Raw genomic sequence first — 24,663 nt, 5'->3', positions numbered from 1 at the left:
CAGCGACGTGCGCAGGAATTCCAGCACTTCCGTGCGAAACGCCTCTTCGTCAGCGGTGAATTTCAGGTCCATGACTGCTGTTCCATGTGAGAGTGACGAAGCCCGGATTCAGGCCGGCTGATTCAGGCTGGAAAAATTCCTGCCGCGCTCGACGAGATCGACGATCAGCGGCGACGCGCGCCAGAAGAGCGGATCTTCCTTCGCGAACTCGCGGATATCGGCGAGCACGTTGTCGAGGCCCACGCTGTCCGCGTAATGCATCGGGCCGCCGCGATAGCGCGGAAAGCCGAAGCCGTGCATCAACGTGGCATCGACATCGAGCGGACGTTGCGCGATGCCTTCGTGCACGATATTCGCGCCCTCGTTGATCATCGCGGCCATGTAGCGGCGCACGATCTGCTCGTCGCTGAATGCGCGCGGCGTCACGCCCGCACGTTCGCGCCCGGCGTCGATGATCGCTTCGACTTCGGCATCCGGCTTGCCGCTGCGCGCGCCGTCTTCGTATCGATAGTAGCCGCGCCCGGTCTTCTGGCCGAACCAGCCGCGCTCGCACAGCTCGTCGCCGATACGCACGTAGCGCGCGTTCGGATCACGCGTCGCGGCGCGGCGCTTTCTCGCGGCCCAGCCGATATCGCCGCCCGCGAGGTCGATGACCTGATACGGTCCCATCGGAAAACCGTAGTCGCGCACGGCTTTGTCGATCTGATACGGCGATGCGCCGTCTTCCATCAGATGATCCGCCGCCGCGCGATACACCGCGAGCATCCGGTTGCCGATGAAGCCATCGCACACGCCCGCGCGCACCGCGACTTTCTTCAGCTTCTTCGCGAGCTCGAAACCGGTTGCGACGACATCGGCGGCGACGCGCGCGGGCACGACCACTTCGAGCAGCTTCATGATGTTCGCGGGCGAGAAGAAGTGCAGCCCGAGCACGTCCTGCGGACGCGAGATGCTTGCCGCGATCTCGTCGATGTCGAGATAGGACGTGTTGGTCGCGAGCACCGCGCCCGGCTTGCACACGCGATCGAGTTCCGCGAACACGGCCTTCTTCACGGCCATGTCCTCGAACACGGCTTCGATGACGAGGTCGGCATCGGCAAGCGCGTCGTACTTCGTGTCGCCGTCGAAGCGCTGCATGGCGCGCGCTTTCGCGTCGTGCGTCATGCGGCCCTTCGCGATCAGCCCGTCGTACACCTTCTCGACGTGCGCGCGGCCGCGTTCGAGCGCTGCGTCGTCGCGCTCGATCATCGTTACCGCAAGGCCCGCGTCCAGCAGCGCGACGGCGATGCCCGCGCCCATGGTGCCGCCGCCGATCACGCCGACCGACTGAATCGCGCGCGGTCGCGCATCGCGCGTTTCCGGCGACTTCTGCGCCTCGCGTTCGGCGAAGAACGCATGCACGAGCCCCGCGCGCTGCGGGCTTTCGCGGCATTCGAGGAATTGCTCGCGCTCGAAGCGCAGGCCTTCATCGAAAGGCAGATTCAACGCCGCTTCCACGGAGTCGACGATCTTCAGCGGCGACAGCAGGCCGCGCGCTTTCTTCTGCGTGTCGGCCCGCGCGGCGGCGATCGCGGCGGCGCTCGCTTCCTTGTCCGCGAGACCGCGCGCGTTGCGCGTGCGGCGCGGCGCGGCCTGCGTCGCGATGAGTTCGTGCGCGTAGGCAAGGCCTTCGGCGAAGACGTCATCGCTCTGGCCGACGCGATCGACGAGACCGAGACGCAGCGCTTCCTGCGCGCCGACGTGACGGCCGCTCAGCATCAGCGACAACGCCGCTTCGGCGCCGATCAGACGCGCCGAGCGCTGCGTGCCGCCCGCGCCGGGCAGCAGGCCCAGTTGCACTTCGGGCAGGCCGAGCTTCGCGCCTTCCACCGCGATCCGGTAATGCGACGCGAGCGCGATCTCCAGCCCGCCGCCGAGCGCCGCGCCGTGAATCGCCGCGATGACCGGCTTGCCGCACGCCTCGATGCGATTGCACACCTCGGGCAGCGACGGCGGCACCGCCGGCTTGCCGAACTCGCGGATATCGGCGCCCGCGATGAAATTGCGCCCCGCGCCCACGATCAGCACGGCGCGCGCCGACGCGTTCGCATCGGCGGCTTCGATCGCATCGATGAGGCCGCGCCGCACGGCGGCATTCAGCGCATTGACGGGCGCATGATCGATCGTCACGACGAGGACGCTGCCGCGCAATTCGTGTTGGACGGTGGCCGTTTCGGGCGCGCTCGAGAGCGTCATGGATCAAGTCTCCTGATTCGATGTTTGCAGTTTGGCGTGGAAGCATTCTCGCGGGGACAGGCATCCTTGACAATTACAGCGGCGATTGACAGACTGTCAAAGAAATTTTGACAATGGTGGATGTGCCGTGGACGTCAACGAACTCACGCTGCTGGTCGAAATCCTCGATGCGGGCAATCTGAGCGAAGCGGCGCGCCGCCTCAAAATGAGCCGCGCCAATGTCAGCTATCACCTGAACCAGCTCGAAAAGTCCGTCGGCCTGCAACTCGTGCGGCGCACCACGCGCCGGGTCGAACCGACCGAGCTCGGGCTCAAGCTCTATGAGCACGGCAGGTCGATCCAGAACGCGCTGCTCGCGGCGCACGAATCCGTGTCGACGCTCGGGCAAGGGCTGCAGGGGCGCGTGCGCCTTTCCGTGCCGAGCGGCTACGGGCAACTCGTGATGTCGGACTGGCTGATCGCGTTCAAGCGGGCGTATCCGGATATCGTCCTCGACGTGATGTTCGAGAATCGCGTCGAAGATTTGCTGCGCGATGAAGTCGACATCGCCGTGCGCGTGATGCCGGAGCCGCCGCCGAGTCTCGTCGCGCGCGACATGGGGCCGGTGCGCTATGTCGCGTGTGCATCGTCGGCGTATGCCGCGGCGCACGGCATGCCCACGCGGCTGGAAGAACTGCGCGTCGTGCCGGTGATCACCGCGACGGTCGTCGGCAAGCAGACGCGCGTCGCGGCTTATCTCGACGACGAGCGCCATGAAGTGCTGCTGGAACCGAGCCTGATCTCGGAGAACTTTCTCTTTCTGCGCGATGCGATTCTCGCCGGCCTCGGCGTCGGCATCGTGCCGGATTACGTCGTGATGGAAGACATGCGGCGCGGCGAGGTCGTCACGGCGCTCGATGAATGGCGGCTCAGCATCTTCGGCACGCACATGTACATGCTGTATATGCCGAACCGGCATCACACGCGCGCGACGCTGGCGTTCATCGATTTCATGCTGGAGCGGGCGCATGAGGCGGGACGCGGGCGGCGCTGAGCGAAGCGTTCGCGCAGGTCACGACCGCCGCTCCCGCTCCGCGAACCAGATCGCGACCGACATCAACGCAATGCCCGCAAGCTGCACGCCGCTCAGACGCTGATCGAAGCACAGCCAGTCGATGACGATAGCGACAGCCGGATAGACGAACTGCAACACGGCGATGCGCCCGGTGTCGAGCCGCGCCATGCCGATATACATGAGCGTGTACGCAAGCCCGGTGTGGATCAGCCCGAGCCCCGCGAGCCACGCCCACGACATGCCCCACGCGGGCCAGCCGTGCTGCATCGGCCACACCCAGAGCACGAGCGTGCCGATCGCGCACTGCCACCACGCGAGGATTCCCGGCGGCATCGCACGCAGACGCTTCGCGATGAGCGTGACGCACGCCATGCAGAACGAGCCCGCGATACACGCGGCGACGCCGCTCCAGTAGCCCGGCTGAAGCGTCCCATTCGCCGAATGCTCGACGATGCCGGTTGCCAGCACCAGACCGATCATGGCGACCGCCACCGACGCGACGCGCTGCCTGCCGATCGACTCTTTCAGCCACAACGATGCGAGCATCAGCACCCACATCGGCTGAACATGGAACAACACGATGGCCACGCCCGCCGAGGTCCGCTCGACCGCGCCGAAGAACAACCCCCAGCTCAGCACCATCAGCGAAGCGGCCGTGATTATCCACGGGCCTGTGGTGCGCGTCAGGCGCAGCGCGCGAGTGTGCCCGCGCAGCACGACCCAGACCGTCAAGCCGAGCAGACCGAACGCGCAGCGAAACCACGTCGCGGTCAACGGATCGGCTTTCGCTTCGTGCAGGAACAGGCCGATGGTGCCGAGCAGCGCGCAGCCGAGAACGAATGGCCACGCGCCTGCACTGCGGTTCGTTTCGTTGCGCGTCGCGTCGAAGCTCGACGCCGCCTGATGAGATGCCCGGTTCGTGTTCATGCCCGCAGTGTGTTCCGTCACGGCGCGAACGAAAAGCGCATAATTCGAACCTCATCCATTCGATTTTCGAAAGCATGCCTTAACCGATGAAACAGCACGATCTGCAGATGGACTGGCTCAAGTGTTTCGTCGCCGTGGTCGACGCGGGTTCGCTGTCGAGCGCCGCGACGGAAGTGCATCGCTCGCAATCGGCGGTGAGCATGCAGTTGAAGAAGCTCGAAAGCGCGCTGGGACTGCGGCTCATCGAGCGCGGCTCGCGCACGCTCGAACTGACGCACGACGGGCAGACGCTGCTCGGTTATGCACGCCGCATCCTCGATCTGCACGCCGAAGCGCAGGTCGCGCTCCAGGGCGAGCAACTGACCGGCCGCGTGCGGCTCGGCGTCCCCGACGACTACGCGGCCAAGTATCTGACCCCCGTGCTCAGGCGCTTTGCGCCGAGACACAGCGGTGTCGAGATCGAACTGATCTGCGAGCAATCGACGTCGCTCATTCCGCGCGTCGCGAATGGCGAGCTGGATATCGCGCTCGTATCGCGCGATCACGGCCGGCGCGGCACCCTGCTCTTTCATGAGCCGATGGTCTGGGTCGGCGCGACGCAGTTCGAGCTATGGCGGCGCGATCCGCTGCCGATCGCCGTGTACGAGAGCGCGAGCCTCGCGCGGCGCAGCGCGATCCATTCGCTCGCGCAGCAGGGACGTCGCTACAAGGTGGTCTACAACAGCTCGAGCCTCGCGGGGCAGATCGCGGCGGTCGAAAGCGGACTGGCCGTCGCGGCGCTGACGCAATGCAGCGCGCCCGGTGACTTGCGGATTCTGGGCAGCGACGAAGGTCTCGGCCCGCTCGAGCCGATGGAAGTCGCGGTCTATCGCAGCCGCGACTCGCGCGGCGCGAAGGCGGTCGACAGTCTGCACAGCCTGCTCGTGAAGACGCTCAGGCAGTCGGCCTCAGTCTGAGCGATGCCGATATGACGCGATGCCTTCGATTTCGACGAGCAGATCGGCGCGGCAGATATCGACTTTCAGATAGCGGATGCTCGCATCCGGATGAAACGCGGCGCGCGCGAGCGTCGTGACGGCGGGCAAGTCGGCCGCATGCCGGTAATAGACCTTGATCCGGTCGAGATCGCGAAGCGTATAGCCGCCGTTCAGGTCCTGCGCCGCGAGATTCTCCGCGCCGATCAGATGCGCGATATTGGCGGTCGCGACATCCCACTGACGCGCGAGATCGCCTTCGTGCATCGTCTCGTGCCCGATGATGCTGGCCGTGCCCGAAACGAACAGCGTGTCGTGCAACTGCGTGCCGCGCGCGAAGCTCGGCGATTTCGGGCCGTAACGCTGCGGATATTCATACGCGGGCGTCTGACGCGAGTTCTCGATGTGCCTGACCGTGCTCTCGCGGCACGCCAGAAAATAGAAGCCGACGCCATCGCCCCAGGTGCCGATGCCCGTCGCCGCCGGCATGCTCGCTGCCGCCGCATGATCCTGCTCGAACGCAAGCGCGCGTCCGCGGCAAAAATCGCGATAGACCTCGAGCCCTTCCGCGTTCTCGCCGTTGATGTGGGGAATGAAGTTCCACATGCGGAAGATCTTCGGAAAGCCGAGTGTGCGGACCAGTGCGAACGCATCGGCATAGGCCTCACGCGTGGCTTCGGTGTATCGACCGGAATGCGGAATGAAACCCGCGCAGAACAGGAACTCGCCATCGTGGGCAAAGACGAGATCGTTGAACGTTCCGCTGCGCACGGGTCCGGCGCTGCGCCAGATCTCGGCGAAACCGTCGCGCGCGTCGTCGCACATTTTCAGGTGCAGCGTGGGCACACCGTTCTCGATGCGCGGACGGCCGCTCGCCGCGCCGAAAACGATGCGCGCGAGCGTGCGGTCACTGCACGCCGCGTCAGGGTCGGCGAAGCGGGACTCGATCGTCTCCGGGCGAACAGGTTGCACTCGCATCTTCCTTGCGCGGCTGCGTTATGAAACCTGATCCGGATGATCGTCCGACGAGTCGCCGAAAAGATCCGCGGTCGCGACCCGATCCTGCTGCAGCGCCGGCAATGTGCCGTTCTTCACCTGCTCGAGCACGTCCGGCGGCAGCCACGTCTCTTCCATGGCGGCGATGCCGTTCTCGATCATCTGCTGAAGAAAGAACGATTGTTTGCGTCCCGTCGTTTCTGCCAATAGTCGCAGCCGTTGCTCGAATTGTGGATCGACCCGTACCGCGACCACCTTCAACTTGTTTTCGGCGGTCCTTCTCACTGCATGCTCCTGTCACGTTCGTTGTGCGCCGCAAAACGGCGCGTGCATGCGGTGCTTATACCACACGCGTTCGGGACAGGACCTGGCGCTGCGGCGCACGGTCGTGCGGGAGTGCAAGCTCAGTGCGGCTGGCGCCATCCTCCAAACTGCGCGATCTCCTCCAGCGCCAGTCTCGCTCGCGGTGCGCGCTCACGCTCGGCCAGTGTCGAAGGCAACGCGCGTGCATCGCCGTGATGCGCGACGGAGATCATCGAAAGCGCCGCGAATCGCTCCGGAATCTCGAATGCGTGCCTGAGGCCGGGCGCGTCGAAGCCGCTCATCGCGTGCGCGGCGAGGCCCTGAGCATGGGCCTGGAGCAGCAGCGCCATCGCGGCGGCGCCTGCGTCGTACGCAGCGTTGGCATTCGGTGCTCCTTTCGCGTCGAGGGTATCGGCGAGTACGGCGATCAGCACTTGCGCGTTCACATTCCACGATTGATTGAACGGCACGAGCGATGCGAACGCGCGTTCGAACGCCGCCGGATCCACGGCCTTCTCGAACACGACGAAGCGCCACGGCTGCGCGTTATACGCCGACGGCGCCCAGCGCGCCGCTTCGAGCAACGCGACGACCTGCGCGTGCGCGACGGCACGATCGGCATAGGCGCGCGGGCTCCAGCGCCCGGCGATCAGCGGATGAATGGCGATGTCGGTAGGAGCGGGGCGATCGGTCATGAAAGTCTCAGCGCAACGAGAATGGAGCATCCGATGGTACGGTCGCATGTTCCCGCTTCAAACGAACGCTTTTGCAGATGCTATGCGCATCGCGCGTCATTTGGATTCCCGCGCTGTGGCTAAGGCCGATCGCTTCGCTCGCGGATAGATGCGCTCAGTGCAGCGGCGACTCGCCGGGCAACTGGAACGCGTCGACGGTATAGCCCATGTTGAAATAGCCCGCGCGGGCATAGACGGAGATATGTTCGAGCTGTTCCGCGCGCGTGGATTCGTTCGCGATATGCGCGTCGTGCGCCGCCGCGTCTTTCGTGAAGTGCTTGCGCACTCGCCCCGCCGGGGCCGAGAGCGCCTGCAAGTACTGGTTCAGGAAGTGCGGCATGGCTCGCCTCCGAAATGCATCGACAGCTTGAATCTAGGCGCTCAAAAACGCCTGGTCAAACAAGCTTTTCTGCAATGCATTGCAGGGTGCACCGCCATGAAGCATCAAGCCGCGTCGGCACCCCCGCGCACCGCGCGCCCGTCCTGCGATTGCTCGAGATGCCGCAGCAGCAGCGTCACCATCATGACGACGGTGAACGCGAGAATCACGAAGAACACCGCGAGCGGTGCCAGGATCTGCACGGAAACGAAGCCCGCGAGACCCATCATCACCGAGGACACGAGCAGAAGCGCGCAGCCGAGAATCGCCGCCGTGAGGCCCGCGATATGCGGAAAGAGCGAGTTGCCCTTCGCCATCAGCGTCGGGTACATCGCGCCGGCGCAGAAGCCCATCACGAGCACGGGCGCGGCGAGCGTCCATACGGTGAGGCCGATCGTCAGCGAAAGCAGCAGCATCACGACCGACGCGCCTGCCATCACGCGTGCGCCGATGCGCAAGCGCTGCTCGGCGCTCGGCAGACGCACACCATGCACGCGGTTCGACAGGCCGCCCAGGAAATACATCATGCCGATGGCGAGCGCGAGATAGCCGAAATACGTCGGCGGCTTGTGCAGCGTGTTCTGCACCATGAACGGGCCCACGATGTTGAACACGAGCAGAATGCTGTAGCACAGACCTTGCGCAAGAAAGCAGCTCTGGAACACCGGGCTCGACAGTACCTTGCCCGCGTTCGTCAGGAGCGTGCGCGGCGCGAGATGCACGGGCTGCTTCAAGGTCTCGCGATAACGCCACACGAGCGTCCACATCACGATCGAATAGATCAGCAGGAACACGAGGCACGCCTTCCAGCCGAACCATTCCTGCAGATGCGCGCCGATCACCGGCGCGACGATCGGTGCGAGCCCCCACGCGATGGACATATAGGTGAACGCATGCATCAGCGCCTGGCCCTTGAACGAATCGGTGATGATCGTCTTCGCGAGCAGATTCGTTGCCGCGATGCCGAAGCCCTGCAGGGCGCGCGCGATGAGAAAGGTCTCGAGGTTCGTCGCGGCGAGCGAGAGCAGGCAGCCGAGCGTGAAGACGACGAGCCCGAACGCCAGCACTTTTTTGCGTCCGTAAGCATCGGCGACAGGGCCGAACACGAGCTGCCCGATCGCATACGCCGCCATGTAACACGAGACGCTCGACTGGATCGCCTGGGGCGATGTCGCGAAGTAACGCGCCATCGCGGGCAGCGCGGGCACGTAGATGTCGATGGCGAGCTGACCCGCCGAGGCGAACAGGCAAACCAGAAACAGCAGGAAACGCGGGGAATTCTGCGAAGGATGAGCGTGGTTCATGACAACGATGAATGAGCGGGGGCCGGTGGCCTCTCAGGGCCAGTCCGGATGGCGGATTCATCGTATTGTGCCTGTCATCGCGCGGATCGACACAAAGTCCACATCGTGCGCGGTGACGCGCCGGGCGCTTTCGCGCGCGTCACGCTGCCCGCTTGCCGTGCTGATCGATCCACAGCCGCGCCCAGCGCCACGCATACGCGATCGCGTGATCGGCCTCGAAGAAGTAGTCGAGCGCATCGAACGTGACGGACGCGCCGTGGGGCGACGCGTCTCGCCCGATGGTCAGGTTCGCGGCAAAGAGGCCGCTCGGCAACGCGCGCGCCGACGGCTCGACATCGTATCCCTTGTATCGCATGAATGATCCCGTGAAAAAGCGTGCGAGCGATTCATGCTAGTACGCGCGATGCGTCTGCCCAACGAATCCATTGACCTTAGCTAATCAGCGCGGGCGTCACTTGCACTTCACAGCGTGGCCGTCACGCCGCCGTCGACATAGAGAATGTGGCCATTCACGAACTTCGACGCATCGCTCGCGAGAAAAACCGCGGCGCCGACGAGGTCCTCCACATGATGATCTTGCCCGCGCCGCGTCCGATCATGTGCCGCGCCACCGTCTTGCCGACGAGAAACACGCTGTCGACGTTGGTCCGCATCAGTTCTCGCCACTGCTCGTGCGAGAAGTCTTCCAGCGGCGCGCGGCGCTGCATGCCCGCATTATTGACAAGGATATCGATGGGACCGATCCGCGTTTCGATACGCTCGATCGCGTCGCTCACGTCCGCAGGCGAGGTCGCATCGAAGCCGACCGCATCCGCCTCGATACCTTCCTCGCGAAGCATTCGCACCGCGTCCTGCAGACGCGCTTCGTTGCGGCCGTTGAGGATCACGCGCGCGCCCGCGCCGCCGAGACCGCGCGCGAGCGCGAAGCCGATGCCGGTGCTCGAACCCGTGACGAGAGCGCGCCGCCCGGTGAGATCGAACGATTTCAACACGTTGTTCAAGATTGCAGTCTTTTTTGCGAATGGGGATACGAACTCATATCTTGCCATCCAGAATGGGATGAGACTGCCCCGGTATCGGCCGTCCGCGATTATCGGTCGGCACGAGCTGCGTCTGGAACGCGACGAAAAGCGCCCCGAACTTGCCGTCGACTTCGACCATCACCGCGCCGTCCTGAAACACGCCGTTCTCGTTCGAATGGTCCTTCACATGGCTGCCCTTGCCCGGCTTCGGGTTGCCCTGGTTCATATGCGTCTCGTGCAAGCCATTCTTCTGCGGCTCGAACAGGAAGCCGAAGCCGTAGACGGTCACGTCCTTCGCGGGCTTCCATCCCAGGCGATCGTCGCGGTAGCCCGGCGTTTCATAGACGTAGTCGACGCCGTCCGCCGACATATCGAGCTGCAGCATCTCGTTGAGAAGCGCGTTGATATCGTTGCGCTCGTCCTTCGTATCGAGCGGGATCGGACGCATCGCGCTCAGGTCGAGCAGGCGCTTGTCGTGCACATAGTCGAGCTTCGGGAAATTCGAAGTCGAAACGCCCGTGGCGAGCTTGCCGAGATCGGCGATCATCGGATGATCGAAATACGGGTCCCACAGGTACAGCACGAGATAACCCGCCGGTCCCGTCAGCGAGCTGTCGGATTTCACATTGGTGACGATATTGAACGGCTGGCCTTTCGCGTCGTCGCAGACGATCACATAGTGCGGATCGCCCTTGTAACCTTCGAGAAAGGGAACGCCGAGGCTGAGCTTGCCTTTGAAGACGACATATTCGTTGCGCGCCATGATGCTGCTCCCGTGAAGTGAGCCATCATTCGATGCGGCAAGTGTGACATCCTTTCGAGCGATCCGCGGTCCACGCCGATATCAACGCATCGCTTTTCTCGCAGCCTTGAAGCGCTGCTTCTGTTCGGTCTTCAGTGCGCTCAACGCGGCTTTCGCGTCGATATCATCGGGCAGGGCGTCTGCTGATGAAGTCAGCAGACCGCGGCTCGCCACGACATCGTTCAATGCGCCGAAGCGCTTTTGCAAACGCTTCAGGCGCTTCACTTTGGAAAGCATGCCGGATGAGATGTCCGGCTCGAAAAACTCCAGCAGATAGCGCACTTTTTTTCCGGCCTTGCGCACTTCGTGATAGGCGGCATAGTTCGACTGCTTTGCGTGCAGCGCCTTCCTGATGCGCTTTTTCAGTTGGCTGCGCGCCGCGCCGATCCGCTTCTTCGCGAACCGGACGGCCGGCATGCGGCGAGGTCCCGTGTTGAGCTCATGATTCGCCTCCTTCAGCCCCGTCATCAACACGTGCTTCACGTCCGCATTCGCGATCGTTTCGATGCTCGTCGCAAGCACGTCAGCGCGACGCGCCTTCAATGAATCGTCGAGGCCTTTCACATCGAGCTCGTTCAGCAGTTTCAGCAGGATGTCCCAGTCGCGCACGCTGCCCGCCGATGTCGCGAGGTATTTGAACAACGCGCGCTGACGCGTGTCGAAATCGTCGTTCAGCAAAGGCCGGTATGCCCAGAACAGGGTTCGAAGCCGGCGCAGCGCGACACGCAGCTTGTGCAGCACTTCGGGGTTCGTGCTCCCGTTCAGTGCGGCCGCGTGCTTCGTCGCCTCTTCGATGAGCGGCGACGCCAGCTCGCCGAATCTCGACTGCGCTGTTTCCGTCATCGCGTGTGCGTCGTGCGAGTTGCCATCCGAAGCCATGATCGTTCCCTGTTCTCGAATGCATTCGATGCGCAACATGCGTACCCGCTCCTGCCCTCCAGTGTGATCGCCGCACTAGAGCAACGGAGCATTTTTTCAGCGATGCGCAATACGGGAAACGCCGCCTTTATCGTCTGCTCCACAACGAATCGAGTGTTGGGTACACTAGGACCCGCTTGCGGGATGCGCACCGCACATCGAGAGAAACAAAACGATATTCGGAGCCGGTTTGAGAAAACGCGCCACTGTCATCTGCCGGCGAGGCAACCGCATCCTGCTGGTCGCGCGCCGCACCAAATGGGCGCTGCCCGGCGGCATGCTCAAGCGCGGCGAACATCTGTCGGATGCCGCGCTGCGCGAGCTCAAGGAAGAGACGCGTCTCTCGGGGAAATCGGCGAAGTTTCTGTTCCACCATCGCGGAAGGCAAAAGCATCATCACGTCTTCTTCTGCGATGTGGCGAAGAGCGCGAAGCCGCGCGCAAGCAATGAAATCTCGCGATGCCGCTGGGTCCATGTCTCGGATGTCTCGCGGCTCGCCACCAGTTCACCCACGAAGGTGATCGTCAAAGCGCTCGGCGGCGCCCATCGCGGAAAGCGCTGACGCTCGCGCGGCGACCACGAGTTCGATATGAATCGAGTCGACGAGCGCCATCCGCGCCGGGTGCATCATCGCGTCGCCACGCTGGCCGGCCGCAACGAGGCGCGGCATCGCCGTGCCCACGATAGTCTGGGCGAGCGCGACCCGCATCGTGACGAAGACGATGCCGAGCATCGCGAGCAGCGATTCGCGAAACGGCAGACGTTGCCGCTCCGGATCGTGAACGTCGGCCAACGAACGCGTGGCGTGCTCCCGCCGTATGCGCGAGCACGCACTGTCGCCGCGTCGCGGCGTGAGCGTTACTGCCCGCCTTCCTGAATCGTCAGTGAATTCTTGACGGATGTGACGCCGCTCACGCCCTTTGCGATCGAGGTGGCCTTGTCGATCTGCGACGGGTCGTCGACGCGACCGGCGAGCGTGATGGCGCCGTTCTTGGCGATCACGTTCATGCCTCGCGTGCTGACGCCGCCCTTTTCCAGCTCCTTCAATACCTGCTTGCTGAGCGCCCGGTTGGCCTTGCGGGTGGCCGATTTCGAGCTAGCCGCAGGCGCGCTGGCGCCGGCCGTGGCTGCCGCATCGCTGCTCTGCGGCCACACGTTGACGGAGAACACAACCGCCGATGCGACGGCTGCGAGCTTGAGCGCATTGATCGTTTTCATTGCGTGGCTCCCGGGTGACTTGAACGTCATAGAGGCACGATGAATTCTAGTCGGCGCTGCGCCACATCCAAGGGATAGTTTTGAATCGTCAGGAGAACCAAGCCGGTGCAAGCGATCCGTGCGCCATGCGCCTTCACTTCGCCAGCGCGCGCAACTCGGACGCGGACAGGAAAAAGTCATTGTTATCCGCGAGCTTTGCGATCATGAAATCGATGAACGTTCGCACGCGCAGCGGCTGCTCGGTCCGATGCCGGTAGTAAATGTAGATCGATTCGCGCTGCGTCATATGCCGCGTGAGCAGCGGCACGAGCCGTCCTTCGCGGATAGGCGTGACCGCCGAGAAGCTTCCCAACTGGCCGATCGCGAGGCCGGCGAGCACCGCGTCGACTTCCGCGTCGATATCGTTCGCGCAGAGCGCCGCCGAGATCTCGCGGTACACGATTTCATCGCCGATCATGAATTCCCACGGCGCCTGCTTGCCGGTGTTCGCGCGCCGGTAACCGGTGCAGCGATGCGAGGAAAGCGCCTCGACGGTTCGCGGCGCGCCATGCCGTTCGATATACGCGGGCGACGCGCACACGATCAGCTGAATGGGCAAGAGGCGCCGCGCGATCGCGCCGCCGGCGGGCGGCGATCCGCCACGCAATCCGACATCGGCGCGCTCGGCGACGAGGTCGGTGAACTGGTCGTCGAAGCGCACATCGAGCTCGACATCGGGATACAGCGCGGCGAATTCGAGCACCGAAGGCCATAGCGCACGCCCGAGCGCTTTCGGCGCGCTGACCCGCAAAGGCCCGGCGATGTGCTCCTTCGCGCTGCGCGCATCCGCCATCGCCGATGCGAGCATCGCGAGGGCCGGCTCGACGTTCTGCAAGAGCCGCTGACCTTCTTCGGTCAGGGACAGCTTGCGCGTCGTGCGATGAAAAAGGCGCACGCCGAGCGACTTTTCGAGTTGCATGACCGCGTGACTCGCAGCTTGCGGCGAAATCCCCTGATCAATCGCCGCACGCCGCAGATTGCCGAGCGTAGCGGCGCGCACGAAGATCGAAATCGCACGGACCTCGTTCATGAACGCCTCGATTAGCAAATATTAGTTGATTATTAGTCTAGCGTTCGACGGCTAGTTCGTGCGAATCGGGCGGCCTATGCTTCGTTTCACCTTCACCACCGAAACGAACGGAGCACATCATGAGCAACGTCAGCCAACAGCAATTCAAGCGCGTCTGGTTCATTACCGGCGCATCGCGCGGCCTCGGCGCGCTGATCGCCCGCGCGGCGCTGGATAACGGCAACGCGGTCGTCGCCGCGGGCCGAAATGTCGCGGCGATCGTCGAGCGTCTCGGCGAATCGCCCGCGCTGCTGCCGGTCGCGCTCGACGTCACGAACGAAGCGCAGGCCGCAGCGGCCGTCGAAGCCGCCGTCGCGAAGTTCGGCCGCATCGACGTGCTGGTCAACAACGCGGGCTTCGGCCTGCTCGCGGCCGTCGAAGAGTCCAGCGACGCCGACGTGCGCCGCATGTACGACACCAACGTCTTCGGCCTGCTCAACGTGACGCGCGCCGTGCTGCCCGTCATGCGCAGGCAGCGCAGCGGGCATGTCATGAACATGTCGTCGGTCGGCGGGTATCGCGCGGCGGCGGGCTTCGGCGTCTACAGCTCGACGAAGTTCGCCGTCGAAGGCATCACCGAGGCGCTGCATGCGGAACTGAAGCCGCTCGGCATTCATGCGACCGTCGTCGAGCCGGGTTATTTCCGCACGGACTTTCTGGATGCGTCCTCGCTCGTCGTCGGCAAGGAGATCATCGACGATTACGATGCGACCTCGGGCAACGTGCGGCGCTTCGCTGTCGGCATGAATCACAATCAGCCGGGCGATCCCGACAAGCTCGCGACCGCGCTCGTCACGCTCGCCGATGCGGACACGCCGCCGCTGCGCCTGCCGCTCGGCACCGACACGCTGAAGGCCATCGCTGAGAAGAACGCGTATGTCGCGGCGGAAACGGAAAGCTGGAAGGCGTTGTCGGCGTCGACGGACTTTCAGTCCTGATCGCGCGGCCGGGTTGCGGCGATCACATCGCCTGAGCGGATTGCGTCGACGGTCGGCGTGCCGCATAGCACCATCGCGCGTTGCGCCTCGTCGAGCAGGATGTCGATGACGCGCAACGCGCCTTCGTCGCCGCCGACAGCCGCGCCGAACAGCGCAGGCCGCGCAATCGCCGCCGCCTGCGCGCCGAGCGCCACCGCCTTGACGATATCGACGCCGCGCCGCACGCCCGAATCGATGATGAGTTCGACGCCCGCCCCGAGCGCGCGATGCAACGCATGCAGCGATTCGAGACTGGACTGCGCGCCGTCGAGCTGGCGGCCGCCGTGGTTGGAGACCCAGATTGCGTCGATGCCGAGCGAGGCCAGCCGCGCCGCATCGGCCGGGTGCTGCACGCCCTTCACGACGATGCGCCGGCCCCATTGATCGCGCAGACGCGCGAGATCGTCGAAGGAAAACGCGGCATCGAGCATCTTGCCGACCTTGTGCGCGATGGTGAGCCCCGCGCCATCGCCCGGATCGAGATCGCGCACGTTCTCGAATTGCGGCGAGCCGTTGCGCGCGTAACGCATCGCCCAGCCGGGATGACGCAGCGCATCGAGCACATGAGAGACGCGCGGCTTCAGCGGAATCGCGATGCCGTTGCGCAGATCGCGCTCGCGCTTGCCGCCGACCGCGAGATCGACGGTGACGACGAGCGCCTCGAAGTCCGCGCCGCGCACGCGGTCGATCAGCTTGCGCGTGAAGTCGCGATCCTTCAGCGTATAGAGCTGGAACCACAAGCGGCCATCGGCATGGCGCGCGATGGTTTCGAGCGAAGTCGTGGACATCGTCGATTGCACGTACGGAATGCCGCGCGCCGCCGCGGCTTTCGCGATCGACAGGTCCGCGCCGGGACGCGCGAACGTGCACGAGCCCATCGGCGCGATCAGCAAGGGCGCGCTGCTGCGTGTGCCCAACAGCGGCGTCGACAGATCGGGCGTGGAGACATCGTTGAGCACGCGCGGCACGAGTGCGACGCGCTCGAACGCCGAGCGATTCGCCGCGAGCGTGATCTCGTCTTCCGCGCCGCCGTCGATGAACTCGAACACGAAGCGCGGCAGCGTGCGGCGCGCGAGCTCGCGCAGATCGGCAATCGAGAGCGCGTTGTCGAGCGTGAGCGTCATGCCTCGCGCACTTTGCCCGTGAGCGCGAGACGCGTGGCGAGCGTCGAAAGCGCGTCGTAGGCATCGCGCGAAACGGCATCCCACTCGCCGATGGCCTTCGCCTGCGCTTCGACCACCGCGCGATCGCCACGCGCGGCGGGACCGGTCAACGCATCTTTCGGCCCGAGCGCGACGACATTGGCGGCCGCGTTGCGCGCGAGCGTATGCATCATGTCGTCGATGAGCGGCTGCGGAATGCCCGCCGCCTGCCACATCTCCACCGACATCGCCGCGAGTATCGGCAGGAAGTTCGACGCGACGACCGCCGCCGCGTGATAGAGCGCCTTGCTGCCCGGCTCGATATCGAAGCAGCGCGCGCCGATGGACGCGAGAATCCCGCTCCATGCGGCACGCGCGGCTTGATCGCCTTCCAGCCCGCACGGCGTGCCTTCGAACTGGAACACGGCGGTGCCGGGATTGGCGAAGCTCAGCATCGGATGCGCGCTCGCGACGCTCCAGCCGATCGCGCGCAAGGGCTCGAGCGTGTCGGTGTCGAGCGCGCCGCTGCAATGCACCGCGACCGATGGCGCGTCGCCCTTGCGATGTTGCGCGAGCGCCTGCGCCACGTCCGCGATGCGCATGTCGGGCACCGAGAGCAGCCAGATATCGGCCGGGCGCGTCGCGGCGAGATCGTCGAGCGCGCGGCCCGCGCCGATGAAATCGACCGCTTCGCGCGCATGCGCGATATCGCTGTCGCATACATCGCCGATATCGAGCACGCGATTCGCGACGATCAGATTGCCGAGCGTCGCGCCCACGCGCCCCGCGCCGATGATGTTGAGAGTCGCCATGATATGACCGCGCGATGCTCAGCCGTGCCGGATCGCGATGGTCTTCAGGCTCGTGAAGCCGTACAGCGCCTCGAAGCCTTTCTCGCGTCCGTGGCCGCTCGCCTTCACGCCGCCGAACGGCAACTCGACGCCGCCGCCCGCGCCGTAGTTGTTCACGAAGACCTGACCGGCCTGCAGCCTGCGCGCGAGACGCAAACCGCGCGAGCCGTCGCGCGTCCACACGCCCGCGACGAGACCATAGTTCGTGCCGTTGGCGAGCTTCACGGCTTGCGTTTCGTCATCGAAAGGCATCACCGCGAGCACCGGGCCGAAGACTTCTTCCTGCGCGAGACGGCTTTGCGGCGGCACGTCGCGGAACAGCACGGCCTCCTGGAAGTACCCGTTGCGCGATGCTTCCACCGCGATCTTGCCGCGCGCCGCGACGCGAATGCCCTGCGCTTCCGCCTCGTCGACCATGGCGCGCACGCGTGTCTGCTGCTTCTTGTTGACGAGCGGGCCCATGTCGAGATCCATCGACGAAGGTCCGGTGCGCAGCGCCTCGAAGCGTTGCGACAGACGCTCGATCACCGTCTCGTAGATGCCGCGCTGAACCAGCAGGCGGCTGCCCGCCGAGCACGTCTGTCCGGCGTTCTGGATGATGGCGTTGAGGATGACGGGCAGCGCTTCGTCGAGATCGGCGTCGTCGAACACGAGCTGCGGCGACTTGCCGCCGAGTTCGAGCACGCTCGGGCAGTGACGTTCCGCTGCCGTGCGCGCGACCAGTGCGCCCGTCGCCGTCGAGCCGGTGAACGAGATATGGCCGATGCCTTCGTTCGCGGACAGCGCCGCGCCCGCCTCGCTGCCGAGACCGGTGACGACATTGACCGCGCCCGCCGGAAAGCCGATGTCCGCCGCGATTTCAGCGAGACGCAGGATCGACAGGCTCGCGTCCTCGGCGGGCTTCACGACGCATGCATTGCCCGCCGCGAGCGACGCGCCGACGCTGCGGCCGTAAATCTGCATCGGGTAATTCCACGGAATGATGTGCCCCGTCACGCCGATCGGCTCGCGCACCGTCATCACGGTGAAGCCGGTCGTGTACGGCAGCGTCTCGCCGTGCAGCTTGTCGACGCAGCCCGCGTAGTACTGCAGGTAGCGCGCGAGCACGGCGGCATCGGTGCGCGCGGTCTTGAGCGCCTTGCCGGTGTCGCGTGCTTCGAGTTGCGCGAGCTCGTCGGCGTTGTCGAGCACGGCCTTCGCATAGGCGAACAGCAGATTCGAGCGCTCGACCGGCGAGAGCTTCGCCCACGGGCCGTCGAGCGCCTCGCCCATCGCGCTGCGCGCGGCGGCGACGGCCGTGTCGATATCGGCGGCGGTGCCGCGTGCGATCGCCGCGAACGGCTCGCCCGTGCTCGGATCGATGACATCGAGCGATTCGCCGTTATCGCCCGCTTTCCAGGCGTTGCCGATGAAGTGACGATATTCCATGCTTACTCCGTGATCAGTGCGTGTTCCGTGACGGCCTCGGCGATCGCCGTGCCGACTTCGATGGTGTTTGCGGTGCCGCCCATGTCCGGCGTGCGCGGGCCGCTGTCGAGCACGGTTTCGATGGCCGAGACGATCGTCTTCGCCGCCGCTTCGTAGCCCGCTTCGCCACGGCCGAGATGCTGGAGCATCAGCGCCGCCGACCAGATCTGCCCGATCGGATTGGCGATGCCCTTGCCCGCGATATCCGGCGCCGAGCCGTGCACCGGCTCGAACAGCGACGGAAAGCGCCGCTCGGGATTCAGGTTCGCCGAAGGCGCGATGCCGATGGTGCCCGTGCAGGCGGGGCCGAGGTCCGACAGAATGTCGCCGAAGAGATTGGATGCGACGACCACATCGAAACGATCCGGATGCTGCACGAAATGCGCGCACAGAATGTCGATGTGGAACTTGTTCGTCGCGATTTCCGGATAGCGCTTCGCCGCTTCGGCGAGCCGTTCGTCCCAATAGGGCATCGTGATCGAGATGCCGTTCGATTTCGTCGCGGCCGTGAGCTGCTTCTTCGGGCGGCTCTGCGCGAGCTGGAATGCGAAGTCGAGAATGCGATCGACACCCGTGCGCGTGAACACCGCCTGCTGCGTCGCGAACTCGCGCTCGGTGCCTTCGAACATGCGTCCGCCGACCGACGAATACTCGCCCTCGGTGTTTTCGCGCACCACCAGAAAATCGATATCGCCGGGCTTGCGGTTCGCGAGCGGCGAAGGCACGCCGGGCATCAGGCGCACCGGGCGCAGGTTCACGTATTGATCGAATTCGCGGCGAATCTTGATGATCGATTCCCACACGGCCGTGTGATCCGGCACGACGTCGGGCGTGCCGACCGCGCCGAAGAAGATCGCATCGTGCTTGCCGATTTGTTTGTCCCAGTCGGCGGGCATCATCGTGCCGTGCTGCACGTAGTGCTCGGTGCACCACGACGCGAATTCGTCGAAATCGAGCGCGATGTCGTAGCGCGCGGCGGCGGCCTTCAGCACGCGCAAGCCTTCGACCATGACTTCCTTGCCGATGCCGTCGCCCGGAATGACGGCGATGTGATGCGTTGTTGCCATTGCGCTATGCCTCCTTGAGTTCGACACGGAAATGCCCGGCGAAAACGCGACAGGAGGCTTCACGCGCCGTTCATGCGCGGCTTGGCTTTGCTTGTCTCCTTCGTCTCTTTCGCCATGCGGAACGCGCGTGCGCCCGGGCATCGGACTATTCAGAGGGGAAATCTAGCGGACGCCTTCGCGCGAAGGAAGTGCGAATCCGGGAACGGGAGTCTTCGAATATCCGCAAGGGCTCAGCCGTGCGAGCGTTCGCCGCCCGGCGCGACGAGCGATGCGGGCGCGAGGCCGCTCAGGTAATCGAAGAGCTTGCGCGCGGGCAGAGGCGCCGCGCCGGCGCGAATCCCCACCGACATCACGCGCTCGGCCCACGGATTCGTCAGGCGGATGAAGCGCAGATGCATCGGCTCGCGAAAGAGCCGCACCGCGCCCTCTGGCAGCACGCCGATGCCCTGCCCCGCCGCGATCAGCCGGCACATGCCCTCGAAGCTTTGCACCTGCACGCGAAAGCGGATCGTGCGGCCCGCGAGCGCGGCTTCCTTGACGAGCATGCGCGTGACCTCGGCTTTATCGTCGAGGCCGACGATATCGTGTTCCAGCAGCGCCGCGAAGTCGATCTGCTCGCCCTGCAGCACGTGATCCTCCGGCACGACGACGCTGATGCGGTCCGTGCAATACGGCGCGAGCCGGATGCCTTCCATGCCGGTCTGCGACGTCACCACGCCGACATCCGCGCGGCCCTCGCGCAACGCCTGGAGAATATCCATGCTGCGCAATTCGCTGATATGCAGCTTGATATCCCGATACCGCTGCGAGAACGCGCGCAGATGGTCCGGCAAGTCCTGGCTGATCGCGGAGATATTGGCGAACACGCGCACGCGGCCCACCGAGCCTTTCGTGTAATCGGAGAGCTCGCTATAGATCGCGTCGGTCTTGAGCAGCAGTTCGGTGGCGTGACGCGCGAGCGCTTCGCCCGCGGGCGTGGGCTCGACGCCCGCCGATGTCCGGTTCAAAAGCCCCACGCGAAAGTGATGTTCGAGCAGCGCGATGCGCCTGCTCGCCGTCGACAGCGACATATGCGATTGCTGCGCCGCCTTGGACAGGCTGCCCATTTCGACTGCGCGCAGAAAGAGAGCCAGCGACGTGAGATCGAACAAAACCCGGTGCTCCGTGAAAGATCATGCCGCGCAGTATCGCACCGACTATCCCCTTTCGGGTCAAAATCCGTGCCCGCAAAAATCGCGCAAAGCCTTACACAGCAAGGCTTCTGGGCCGGTGTACAGTGCGTCGCGCGCCGCCTATAGTAGTGTGCCGAAGGCCCGATTTCCTGTGCCGTTCCCGCAGTTTCCCGGAAAGTGTGCCGAAAAAGTGTGCCGAAATTCGTGCTCTACTGACACAAAAATCCGACCGACTATCTCCGATCCACCATCATGGCCAACATCAGACAGACGCCCGCCGGCACCTTCAAGGTCCAGATCCGCCGGCTAGGCTTCCCCACCCAGATTCAGACGTTCCCGACCCGTAAAGCAGCGCAGACCTGGGCCGCTCGCGTCGAAGCCGACATGAAGCACGGCCATTTTATTCCGATCGATCGCGACGGGCTGTCAATGACCGTCGCGAAACTGATCGAGCGCTACAAGGACGACAAGGTCAAGGCCGGCGCGCCGCTCAAGAAAGGCGCCGTCTCCTGCATGTCCATCATCGCGAACAGCAAACTCGGCGCGATGCCCGTGAACCGCGTGACGACGAACGCGGTCACACAGTTTGCTGAGATGCGCCGCCGCGCCGTGAAGCCCCAAACGGTCGCGAAGAATGTCGCCTACCTGTCGGCGCTGTTCAACTACGCGAATAGCAAGCTGAAGCTCAACATCGGCAACCCCGTCCGCGAAGTATCGATGGCATTGAAAGCCGCCAACACCATCGGGAAATCCGCGGAGCGCACGCGCCGGCCGAGCGACGACGAACTCGCTGCGCTGCGCCAATACCTCGCGCCGAAAGGCAAGACGCGGCCGCGCCGCGTGCCCATGGTAGAAATCGTCGACTTCGCGATTGCGACCACGATGCGTGCGGGCGAGATCGTGTCGATCCGCTGGAGCGATCTGAACGACGACCGTCGCGAGATCTTGATCCGCGCACGGAAAGACCCCAAGAACAAGGCGACCAACGATCAGATGGCCCCGTTGCTACCCGATGCGATGGCAATCATCGCGCGTCAGCCGCGAATCGAAGGCGAAGACCGGATTTTCCCGCACGGCTTGCACGCGATCTCCACGCTATTCTTTCGAGCGTGTCAAGCGTTGAACATCATCGACCTGCGCTTTCACGATCTGCGGCACGAAGGTATCTCGCGACTGTTTGAACTCCACATGTCGGTCGCGGACGTCGCAAAGTTCAGCGGCCACAAGGATTGGAAGTCGCTCAAACGTTATGAGCAGATGTCCAACGCGTCGATTCATCACCGGTACGAGTTGCTTGTCGCGCAATTCGGACGTCGCCCCGCTACAAAGTACGTCGCGGACGAGGAAGCGGCTTGATCCGTGTGAGGTTGTGGTGAAATACAGCCGCGCGATGATCACAGTCCGGTGGCCGCGAACCCACGCAAGAGAAGTTGTCAGCCACGCTCATCTTCGTTCCATGACTGCCCCGCGTGGTTGTTGCTCTAAGGCGGCGCCCTCTGATCTCCAAACTCGAAGCAGGTCCAGCTTGATATTGCTCGGCACGACAAAACGAATCGAAAGTAAACCGACGCAAACATGCGCGTGATCAGATCTCTGTCCCGTGCCGTTGCTCCTTTTCAAATTCGCAAGCCGTTGCCCTTGAACGATGCGCTCACGCTGCGTGCGGAACGTCAGGCCGATGCCGCAAACCGACCCACTTCGGCTCTTCACCTGCCCGGGCTATCGACAACCACATGCAAGGTACAACAGTCACTCGAGTAGCCGCCCCGGTGCGATGCTGCCGATTTTCATTCCTTCAAGCGCCTCATGTGCAGTGCTCTCGCGGCTACTCCTGCTGCAGCCGGGCATGATGGTACTTAATTACATCCATGACCGCAGCCGTCATCACCGAGGTTGAAACTCCGAACATAAGGATGCCGTTGGCAGCTTCGATTGGGCCAAGCATGCGCCATTGCTTGGACATGACAATGTCGCCGTAGCCCAGCGTGATGAAGTTGACCGCGGAGTGATACAGAGCAGTGGCGAAATCGGAGAACTCACCTAAGAACATGAACAGCGCAGCCCAGATTGCCATTTGGGCGAAATTGCAGAGCAAGGTCAGCAGCATCACGATTATCAATAGCAGTACGTCCACCCATAGCAAGTCTTGACTCTCAACGTCGCGCCGGAAGCGCGCGTACCGGCGCAGGCAGATGGCTACCACCACGCCTTGCAGCAGCAGGCACAGGACCATGGCCGGAGCGGCGGCCAGTACATTGTGTAGCATGATTGACTCCGTCTTCAGTGGGAGCACGCAGGCAAAAAGAGCGCCGCATTCGGAACGCGGAGATCGCAAGTTCAAAACTTGCCACCCCGGCCAATCATAGGTCACGTTGCGTCAGCCGCATCCCGGCGAACGTTCGCTTGCTGAGCGAATCAGTCGCCCAATGCCTGAGTGAGGGTACAGACGAATGACCCCTGGCCGATCCCTACCCGACAACAGACGTCGAGACACCGAGCTCCAGCCTAGGTTTTATTTTACCTATTGCCATTAACGAACTACGATAGGGGATGCTTGCTGGTGATGCACAGGGACTTGAGTAGGGCTCCAAGGTTGGCCCGCTTCGGCGGGCCTTTTTTGTCCGTACGTACCTTGCGGCGCCAAATTAAGGGGAACCGAATACGCTTTCTTCAGCACCCGTGCAACGCTTACGGTTTGCACCCGGTTCAACATACCCTATTATGTGGATGCAGATCAATTGACGGGAGACGGCGAGAATATGTTGAGCACGCGTCGTAAGCCGGTCACTTCGCTTAGGAGGACGACAATATCCATTCTGACTTAGCTTATTGCACGCACAATCAATTTTGAGTGAAGCGTTAATTTAAAGTAAGAGACGGCGGAACGTCATTTTTCTGCTGTTCCTCGCATCTGTCTGAGTAAAGCACAGTTGGGCTTCTTCGTAAGACGGAGGACATCAGTAGAGCGTTGCAGAAAATATCCTAGGACGGCCGACCTGAAGACTCGCCGGATTCGATTTTCCAACGTCTCCTAGAGCGGCCAAAACACGCAATCGTCTTTACAGGCGCGGCAACCTCGCCGATTCAATAAAGGGACGCCGTCGCTTTTCTTGGAGCATAAGATATGAACGCAATCAAGACACTCAAGTTGGCCAGTGGCGCAGTGATCGTCGTCACATCCATCAATTCCTGGGGGCAAAGCAGCGAGCCCGCTGCTACCTCGACGGGATCGGACGCAGCGGCGACATCACAAGGCATGTCCAAGTCCGACGTGCGCAAGGCGAATCGCGCACTCAGTAAAAAGGTGCTCACTGCGCTGTCAAAGAGTGGCGTGGACACTGCGGGTGTAAGCGTCCTCGTTAAGGGCAGTGCGATTACGCTTGCAGGGAGCGTCCCCGAGGCGGCCCAAGTCGAAAAGGCCGTTACGGCAGCGAAGGGCGTTTCCGGTGTGTCCTCCGTCAGCAATGCACTATCAATCAAGGAAAAAGGGGCGCACTGATCCTCTCAAAGGCGATATGTGGAGCCTCCCGTTCCGGTTGAAGAGCGCGACCATCGTCGGCCAGCGAGTCACATCGTGACGGGAGCAATCGGGTTCGTGTTCGACTATCGCCGCACCGGGCTACTGCGATAACAAGCGCACTCCAAGACGCCGCAGACTTGCCGCTCGACTCGCCTGCAGGAACGCCGCCGCTGGCATCAAATGCTGCAAACAGCAACATCCCGCAAGCCATTATGTAGCCGACACGCGGTTCAATACAGTTCGTTGATGGCAGAACCCAGAAGTCGGCAATGAGATGCGACGCGCGTCGCTGGCCAGTGAAAGTCCGTTAGCGTGGCTGGAGCGAACGTTTGAATGGCCGCATGATCGCACTGTCCATCTCCAATTTTCGGAAGGCGGACGACCTTCAAGGTTTTCTGACTTCGATCCAGACAGGACTACAGAGCAGACCATGGACACGATCTACTCGATTGCTGACGGTTTCCGATTCTCTCTCGTCCTCATCAAGCCGACC

25 protein-coding genes and 1 pseudogene are annotated in these 24,663 nt (G+C 63.7%); 6 read left to right on the top strand and 20 right to left on the bottom strand.

Annotated features, from left to right (window positions below; genetic code table 11):
* Nucleotides 1–108: 108 nt before the first annotated feature.
* Complete coding sequence (locus AWB78_RS37000) at nucleotides 109–2,235, bottom strand: 3-hydroxyacyl-CoA dehydrogenase NAD-binding domain-containing protein (RefSeq protein ID WP_062611678.1); 2,127 nt, start codon at nucleotides 2,233–2,235, stop codon at nucleotides 109–111.
* A gap of 127 nt (nucleotides 2,236–2,362) precedes the next feature.
* On the opposite strand from AWB78_RS37000, the gene AWB78_RS36995 reads away from it, so the two are divergent.
* A complete protein-coding gene (locus AWB78_RS36995; protein ID WP_062611677.1) occupies nucleotides 2,363–3,268 on the top strand; it encodes a LysR family transcriptional regulator in 906 nt (301 codons plus the stop codon).
* An 18-nt stretch (nucleotides 3,269–3,286) separates the two neighbouring features.
* Here the strand turns inward: AWB78_RS36995 and AWB78_RS36990 are convergent, their stop codons facing one another.
* A complete protein-coding gene (locus AWB78_RS36990) occupies nucleotides 3,287–4,216 on the bottom strand; it encodes a DMT family transporter (protein ID WP_082883563.1) in 930 nt (309 codons plus the stop codon).
* Between the two features lie 86 nt (nucleotides 4,217–4,302).
* Here AWB78_RS36990 and AWB78_RS36985 point away from each other — a divergent pair, with 86 nt between their 5' ends.
* Complete coding sequence (locus tag AWB78_RS36985) at nucleotides 4,303–5,172, top strand: LysR family transcriptional regulator (protein ID WP_062611676.1); 870 nt, start codon at nucleotides 4,303–4,305, stop codon at nucleotides 5,170–5,172.
* On the opposite strand, the gene AWB78_RS36980 is transcribed toward AWB78_RS36985, so the two are convergent.
* From AWB78_RS36980 to AWB78_RS36940, 9 genes and pseudogenes are all read right to left on the bottom strand, one after another.
* The gene (locus AWB78_RS36980) at nucleotides 5,164–6,162 is read right to left on the bottom strand and encodes an FkbO/Hyg5 family chorismatase (protein WP_232478028.1); all 999 of its coding nucleotides are present in this window, start codon (nucleotides 6,160–6,162) and stop codon (nucleotides 5,164–5,166) included. The two genes, AWB78_RS36985 and AWB78_RS36980, sit on opposite strands and share 9 nt — an antisense overlap.
* A 24-nt stretch (nucleotides 6,163–6,186) precedes the next feature.
* Complete coding sequence (locus tag AWB78_RS36975; RefSeq protein ID WP_062611674.1) at nucleotides 6,187–6,471, bottom strand: YlcI/YnfO family protein; 285 nt, start codon at nucleotides 6,469–6,471, stop codon at nucleotides 6,187–6,189.
* Nucleotides 6,472–6,590: 119 nt separating this feature from the next.
* Nucleotides 6,591–7,184 (bottom strand): nitroreductase family protein, encoded by a 594-nt coding sequence (locus tag AWB78_RS36970; RefSeq protein ID WP_062611673.1) that lies wholly within the window; start codon nucleotides 7,182–7,184, stop codon nucleotides 6,591–6,593.
* A gap of 154 nt (nucleotides 7,185–7,338) precedes the next feature.
* Entirely contained in the window at nucleotides 7,339–7,563 is a 225-nt protein-coding gene (locus AWB78_RS36965) for a hypothetical protein (protein WP_062611672.1), read from the bottom strand.
* Nucleotides 7,564–7,667: 104 nt separating this feature from the next.
* Nucleotides 7,668–8,906, bottom strand: coding sequence for a multidrug effflux MFS transporter (locus AWB78_RS36960; RefSeq protein ID WP_062611671.1), 1,239 nt, complete (start codon nucleotides 8,904–8,906; stop codon nucleotides 7,668–7,670).
* 139 nt (nucleotides 8,907–9,045) lie between these two features.
* On the bottom strand, nucleotides 9,046–9,261 hold the full coding sequence (locus AWB78_RS36955; protein ID WP_062611670.1) for a hypothetical protein: 216 nt from the start codon (nucleotides 9,259–9,261) through the stop codon (nucleotides 9,046–9,048).
* Nucleotides 9,262–9,368: 107 nt separating this feature from the next.
* Nucleotides 9,369–9,955: pseudogene (locus tag AWB78_RS36950) on the bottom strand (SDR family NAD(P)-dependent oxidoreductase).
* Nucleotides 9,942–10,691, bottom strand: coding sequence for a DUF2278 family protein (locus AWB78_RS36945; protein ID WP_062611668.1), 750 nt, complete (start codon nucleotides 10,689–10,691; stop codon nucleotides 9,942–9,944). The pseudogene AWB78_RS36950 and the gene AWB78_RS36945 overlap by 14 nt, the downstream one beginning before the upstream one ends.
* 81 nt (nucleotides 10,692–10,772) lie before the next feature.
* The gene (locus AWB78_RS36940) at nucleotides 10,773–11,648 is read right to left on the bottom strand and encodes a CHAD domain-containing protein (protein ID WP_232478027.1); all 876 of its coding nucleotides are present in this window, start codon (nucleotides 11,646–11,648) and stop codon (nucleotides 10,773–10,775) included.
* 190 nt (nucleotides 11,649–11,838) lie between these two features.
* Here AWB78_RS36940 and AWB78_RS36935 point away from each other — a divergent pair, with 190 nt between their 5' ends.
* A complete protein-coding gene (locus AWB78_RS36935; protein ID WP_062611667.1) occupies nucleotides 11,839–12,210 on the top strand; it encodes an NUDIX hydrolase in 372 nt (123 codons plus the stop codon).
* Here AWB78_RS36935 and AWB78_RS36930 read toward each other — a convergent pair.
* From AWB78_RS36930 to AWB78_RS36920, 3 genes are all read right to left on the bottom strand, one after another.
* The gene (locus tag AWB78_RS36930; protein ID WP_062611666.1) at nucleotides 12,154–12,441 is read right to left on the bottom strand and encodes a hypothetical protein; all 288 of its coding nucleotides are present in this window, start codon (nucleotides 12,439–12,441) and stop codon (nucleotides 12,154–12,156) included. The genes AWB78_RS36935 and AWB78_RS36930 overlap by 57 nt on opposite strands.
* A 65-nt stretch (nucleotides 12,442–12,506) precedes the next feature.
* Nucleotides 12,507–12,866 (bottom strand): BON domain-containing protein, encoded by a 360-nt coding sequence (locus AWB78_RS36925; RefSeq protein WP_062611665.1) that lies wholly within the window; start codon nucleotides 12,864–12,866, stop codon nucleotides 12,507–12,509.
* Between the two features lie 133 nt (nucleotides 12,867–12,999).
* A complete protein-coding gene (locus tag AWB78_RS36920) occupies nucleotides 13,000–13,935 on the bottom strand; it encodes a LysR family transcriptional regulator (protein ID WP_062611664.1) in 936 nt (311 codons plus the stop codon).
* A gap of 119 nt (nucleotides 13,936–14,054) precedes the next feature.
* Here AWB78_RS36920 and AWB78_RS36915 point away from each other — a divergent pair, with 119 nt between their 5' ends.
* On the top strand, nucleotides 14,055–14,912 hold the full coding sequence (locus AWB78_RS36915) for an oxidoreductase (RefSeq protein WP_062611663.1): 858 nt from the start codon (nucleotides 14,055–14,057) through the stop codon (nucleotides 14,910–14,912).
* On the opposite strand, the gene AWB78_RS36910 is transcribed toward AWB78_RS36915, so the two are convergent.
* The 5 genes from AWB78_RS36910 to AWB78_RS36890 all read right to left on the bottom strand — a co-directional run bounded on the left by AWB78_RS36910 (nucleotide 14,903) and on the right by AWB78_RS36890 (nucleotide 20,629).
* The gene (locus tag AWB78_RS36910; RefSeq protein WP_062611662.1) at nucleotides 14,903–16,075 is read right to left on the bottom strand and encodes an alpha-hydroxy acid oxidase; all 1,173 of its coding nucleotides are present in this window, start codon (nucleotides 16,073–16,075) and stop codon (nucleotides 14,903–14,905) included. The two genes, AWB78_RS36915 and AWB78_RS36910, sit on opposite strands and share 10 nt — an antisense overlap.
* On the bottom strand, nucleotides 16,072–16,905 hold the full coding sequence (locus AWB78_RS36905) for a Rossmann-like and DUF2520 domain-containing protein (protein WP_062611661.1): 834 nt from the start codon (nucleotides 16,903–16,905) through the stop codon (nucleotides 16,072–16,074). Before AWB78_RS36905 ends, AWB78_RS36910 begins: the two co-directional genes overlap by 4 nt.
* A gap of 18 nt (nucleotides 16,906–16,923) precedes the next feature.
* Complete coding sequence (locus AWB78_RS36900; protein ID WP_062611660.1) at nucleotides 16,924–18,372, bottom strand: aldehyde dehydrogenase family protein; 1,449 nt, start codon at nucleotides 18,370–18,372, stop codon at nucleotides 16,924–16,926.
* Nucleotides 18,373–18,374: 2 nt separating this feature from the next.
* Entirely contained in the window at nucleotides 18,375–19,478 is a 1,104-nt protein-coding gene (locus AWB78_RS36895; RefSeq protein WP_062611659.1) for a tartrate dehydrogenase, read from the bottom strand.
* Between the two features lie 230 nt (nucleotides 19,479–19,708).
* Entirely contained in the window at nucleotides 19,709–20,629 is a 921-nt protein-coding gene (locus AWB78_RS36890; protein ID WP_062611658.1) for a LysR family transcriptional regulator, read from the bottom strand.
* A 273-nt stretch (nucleotides 20,630–20,902) separates the two neighbouring features.
* Here AWB78_RS36890 and AWB78_RS36885 point away from each other — a divergent pair, with 273 nt between their 5' ends.
* Nucleotides 20,903–22,006, top strand: a complete 1,104-nt coding sequence (locus tag AWB78_RS36885) for a tyrosine-type recombinase/integrase (RefSeq protein ID WP_082883562.1) — start codon at nucleotides 20,903–20,905, stop codon at nucleotides 22,004–22,006.
* 469 nt (nucleotides 22,007–22,475) lie between these two features.
* Here AWB78_RS36885 and AWB78_RS36880 read toward each other — a convergent pair whose 3' ends face one another.
* A complete protein-coding gene (locus AWB78_RS36880) occupies nucleotides 22,476–22,916 on the bottom strand; it encodes a potassium channel family protein (RefSeq protein WP_062611656.1) in 441 nt (146 codons plus the stop codon).
* 858 nt (nucleotides 22,917–23,774) lie between these two features.
* On the opposite strand from AWB78_RS36880, the gene AWB78_RS36870 reads away from it, so the two are divergent.
* Nucleotides 23,775–24,149 (top strand): BON domain-containing protein, encoded by a 375-nt coding sequence (locus tag AWB78_RS36870; protein WP_062611655.1) that lies wholly within the window; start codon nucleotides 23,775–23,777, stop codon nucleotides 24,147–24,149.
* Nucleotides 24,150–24,663 lie beyond the last annotated feature (514 nt).

Origin of the sequence: Caballeronia calidae (genome assembly GCF_900044055.2) — a bacterium.
Taxonomy (GTDB): Bacteria; Pseudomonadota; Gammaproteobacteria; order Burkholderiales; family Burkholderiaceae; genus Caballeronia; species Caballeronia calidae.
This window is presented reverse-complemented; position numbering and strand designations above follow the sequence as displayed.

Coding starts and splice junctions, on each gene's coding strand:
- AWB78_RS37000 (WP_062611678.1), bottom strand. CDS start 2,235: ATGACGCTCTCGAGCGCGCCCGAAACGGCCACCGTCCAACACGAATTG.
- AWB78_RS36990 (WP_082883563.1), bottom strand. CDS start 4,216: ATGAACACGAACCGGGCATCTCATCAGGCGGCGTCGAGCTTCGACGCG.
- AWB78_RS36985 (WP_062611676.1), top strand. CDS start 4,303: ATGAAACAGCACGATCTGCAGATGGACTGGCTCAAGTGTTTCGTCGCC.
- AWB78_RS36970 (WP_062611673.1), bottom strand. CDS start 7,184: ATGACCGATCGCCCCGCTCCTACCGACATCGCCATTCATCCGCTGATC.
- AWB78_RS36965 (WP_062611672.1), bottom strand. CDS start 7,563: ATGCCGCACTTCCTGAACCAGTACTTGCAGGCGCTCTCGGCCCCGGCG.
- AWB78_RS36960 (WP_062611671.1), bottom strand. CDS start 8,906: ATGAACCACGCTCATCCTTCGCAGAATTCCCCGCGTTTCCTGCTGTTT.
- AWB78_RS36955 (WP_062611670.1), bottom strand. CDS start 9,261: ATGCGATACAAGGGATACGATGTCGAGCCGTCGGCGCGCGCGTTGCCG.
- AWB78_RS36945 (WP_062611668.1), bottom strand. CDS start 10,691: ATGGCGCGCAACGAATATGTCGTCTTCAAAGGCAAGCTCAGCCTCGGC.
- AWB78_RS36940 (WP_232478027.1), bottom strand. CDS start 11,648: ATGTTGCGCATCGAATGCATTCGAGAACAGGGAACGATCATGGCTTCG.
- AWB78_RS36925 (WP_062611665.1), bottom strand. CDS start 12,866: ATGAAAACGATCAATGCGCTCAAGCTCGCAGCCGTCGCATCGGCGGTT.
- AWB78_RS36920 (WP_062611664.1), bottom strand. CDS start 13,935: ATGAACGAGGTCCGTGCGATTTCGATCTTCGTGCGCGCCGCTACGCTC.
- AWB78_RS36915 (WP_062611663.1), top strand. CDS start 14,055: ATGAGCAACGTCAGCCAACAGCAATTCAAGCGCGTCTGGTTCATTACC.
- AWB78_RS36910 (WP_062611662.1), bottom strand. CDS start 16,075: ATGACGCTCACGCTCGACAACGCGCTCTCGATTGCCGATCTGCGCGAG.
- AWB78_RS36905 (WP_062611661.1), bottom strand. CDS start 16,905: ATGGCGACTCTCAACATCATCGGCGCGGGGCGCGTGGGCGCGACGCTC.
- AWB78_RS36900 (WP_062611660.1), bottom strand. CDS start 18,372: ATGGAATATCGTCACTTCATCGGCAACGCCTGGAAAGCGGGCGATAAC.
- AWB78_RS36895 (WP_062611659.1), bottom strand. CDS start 19,478: ATGGCAACAACGCATCACATCGCCGTCATTCCGGGCGACGGCATCGGC.
- AWB78_RS36885 (WP_082883562.1), top strand. CDS start 20,903: ATGGCCAACATCAGACAGACGCCCGCCGGCACCTTCAAGGTCCAGATC.
- AWB78_RS36880 (WP_062611656.1), bottom strand. CDS start 22,916: ATGCTACACAATGTACTGGCCGCCGCTCCGGCCATGGTCCTGTGCCTG.
- AWB78_RS36870 (WP_062611655.1), top strand. CDS start 23,775: ATGAACGCAATCAAGACACTCAAGTTGGCCAGTGGCGCAGTGATCGTC.